Source organism: Angustibacter speluncae, from assembly GCF_054777815.1.
On the sequence record NZ_BAAHAF010000139.1, the window covers coordinates 1 to 2669 of the forward strand.

Consider the following 2669-nt stretch of genomic DNA (forward strand, 5'->3'; position numbering starts at 1 on the left):
CCGCGGCCGCCGCGCGCGCCCCCGGGTCGGCGCGGACCGCCTCGTCGGCCAGCAGCCACGCGGTGAGCAGGGCCAGCGCGGCCCGCTCGCTCCCCGCCGGCAGGTCGGCCGCGATCGCCGCGAACGTCGACCGGTCGAGGACGGCGCCGTCCAGGTCGGCGGCCAGGTCGCCGAGGGCGGGCGCGGGTAGCACCTGCGGGTCGAGCAGGTCGGTCGGCGCCTGCGCGAGCCGGTGCACCAGCACGGCGAGCGGCGGCCCGCCGCGGGTGGGGCCCGGGACGACGGACGCGGGCAGCGCCCCCGTCCCAGCGGTCTTCTCGCTCACGCCGTGCCTCCCCAGGTGCGGCGCGCGAAGGCGCGCGCGAACTCGACCAGCTCCTCGTCCGACGACACGGCGTACACGTCGTACCCGGTGAGCGTGCGGACGCCGTCGCGGCCGGCGGTGGTCGGCACCCAGCCGGCCGGCACGTCCAGGATGAGCGACCCGCCGCCGCCCGCGGCCTGCAGGGCGCGGTCGGCCAGGCCGACCCACCCCGCCTCCTCGGCGCGCTCGCCGGCGGGCGCCATCGTCGTCACGCCGGTGTCGGACACGACGGCGACGTGCGTCGGACCGGTCGCGGTCGGCGGCCGGCCGTCCGCGCCGAGGTAGGTGCGCTCGAGCAGCGACAGCGGGAACGCGGTGCCGCCGCCGAAGAAGGCGACCACCGCCCGCAGCACGGCGTCCGGGTCGCGGACGAACCCGTCCGTGCCCGCCACCTGGCCCGGCCCGCTCCACGTCGTGGCCTGCACCCGCGCGCCGACCCGCAGCGCCGACAGCGCGAGCACCGCGCCGGCGAGCGCGACCCAGGAGAACCGCTTCGGGTCGGGCATCGAGCCGGACGAGTCGAGGTACAGGTCGAGGTCGACCGGACGCCGCTGCGGGTCGACCCGCACGTCGTCGAGCACGGTGCGGCGCTGCGTCGTCACCCCCGGCACGATCACGGGGGACGCGGTGACGGTGCCCGTCCAGTCGACCTCGCCGAGGTCGTCGCCGAGCTCCCAGGTCTCGAGCCCGCCGAGCAGCGGGTCGGGGCGGGACGGGCTCTCCCGCACCGGGAACGGCACCAGGTGCGCCGCGGCGCGCTCGCGGTACCAGGCCACCGCGACGTCCTCGAGCGACGACGTCTCGCCGAGCGCGGCAAGCACCGCGTGCAGGTCGGCGGGCAGCAGGGCGTTGCCCAGCGAGCCGGTGGCCGTCCCCTCGGCGGACGCCTCCGCGACCGCGGGGGTGTCGTCGTCCGAGGTCACGTCCTCGACCGACCCCACCACCCGCGGGTCGACGGCCGGGTGCACCACCGGGGCCCCGAGCGTCGCGTCGCCCACCACGCCGTACGGCAGCCCGCCGCCGTGGTCGCCGCACACCACCTGCACGACGACCGGCGCGGCGCCGTCGAGCTCGTCGTCGGTGAGGCTCGTGCGCACCAGGCTCGCGAAACCGCCTGCGCCGCCGACGGGGTCGTCGGCGTAGGCCCGCACCAGCCGCGCGCACAGCAGCGCCGCCGGCTCGTCGACCCGCACCGCCGTGCCGGCGAGCGAGCCGCGCGGCTCCTCCCACAGCAGCTCGCACGCCCGCAGCACCAGCGCCATCAGCGGGTCGCGCGGCGCGCCGAGCGCGTGCCAGACGCCGACCAGGTCGGCCCGCCCCGCCCGCTGCAGCCGGTCGTTCACCAGCAGGTCGTTCCACAGGTTCGCGACGACCGGCACCAGCCCGTCGCGGTCGACCAGGCCGGCCCGGACGCGGGCCGCGATCCGCACGCCGGTGCGCCGGTCACCGGGCGCCAGCACGTGGTGCCCGATCTCGTGGGCGAGCACCGCGACCGGGTGGTCGTCGAGACCGAGCCGGCGCACCTCGGCCAGGTCGATGTGCACCTCGACGGCGCGCGAGTCGTACCAGGCGAACGACCCCACCTCGGGCACCGGTTCCACGTGCAACCGGGGCGGGTGGACCCGGGTCGAGGTGCCCCACGCCCGCAGCGCCTCGGGCCAGGCGTCGTGCCAGCGCCCGACGAGCGCGTCGGGCGCGCTCACGCGGCCCGCCCGGCCGCGGACCCGTGAGGCAGGACGACCTCGAGCCGGTACGAGTGCGCCCGGCTCACCAGCAGCGCCCGGCCGTCGGGCTCGGGGACGGCACCGGTGACCTCGTCGTCCCAGGGCACCGGCAGGTCGGGCGGCGCGACCGGCCGCGCCGGCGGCGGCACCGCCCCGGGCTGCGGGACCAGCGAGGAGCCGTGCACGTCGGCGACCACCGCCCACGCCTCCGGCCCGGCGACCGCGACCCACCCGGTCGGGCCACCCGGCACCGCGACCGGCAGCCGCGCCCACGTCCCGCCCCACGGCCCGAACCCGCCGACCCGGCGCACGACGCCCGCGCGCTGCGGCACCTCCGGCCACCACCAGCGGTCGCCGCGATGCCGTTCGAGCACGTCGGTCGCGCTCCCGACGCCGAGCAGGGGCGCGAGCACCGTCTCGACGAGCTCGACCGCCTCGCGCAGCGCGGCGTCGACGTACCGCGCCAGCCCCGCCCGCCAGGCCGCGACGCGCAGCGCCCCCCGCACCCGCTCGGCCGGGGGCGGCGGACCGGTCAGTCGCGCGGCCCAGGCGTCCAGCCGGCCGGCCCGGCCGACGACGTC

The 2669-nt window shown here is 79.2% G+C and carries 2 protein-coding genes and 1 pseudogene; all 3 read right to left on the reverse strand.

Features of this window, described 5'->3' with window-relative positions; all coding sequences use genetic code 11:
• The coding region (locus ACYVKY_RS16035) for a hypothetical protein (protein ID WP_460435989.1) at positions 1-325 on the reverse strand (325 nt) is incomplete at its 3' end.
• Positions 322-2067 (reverse strand): hypothetical protein, encoded by a 1746-nt coding sequence (locus ACYVKY_RS16040; RefSeq protein ID WP_460435990.1) that lies wholly within the window; start codon positions 2065-2067, stop codon positions 322-324. The genes ACYVKY_RS16040 and ACYVKY_RS16035, both read right to left, overlap by 4 nt.
• Positions 2064-2669: pseudogene (locus tag ACYVKY_RS16045) on the reverse strand (hypothetical protein); the annotation flags it as partial. The gene ACYVKY_RS16040 and the pseudogene ACYVKY_RS16045, both read right to left, overlap by 4 nt.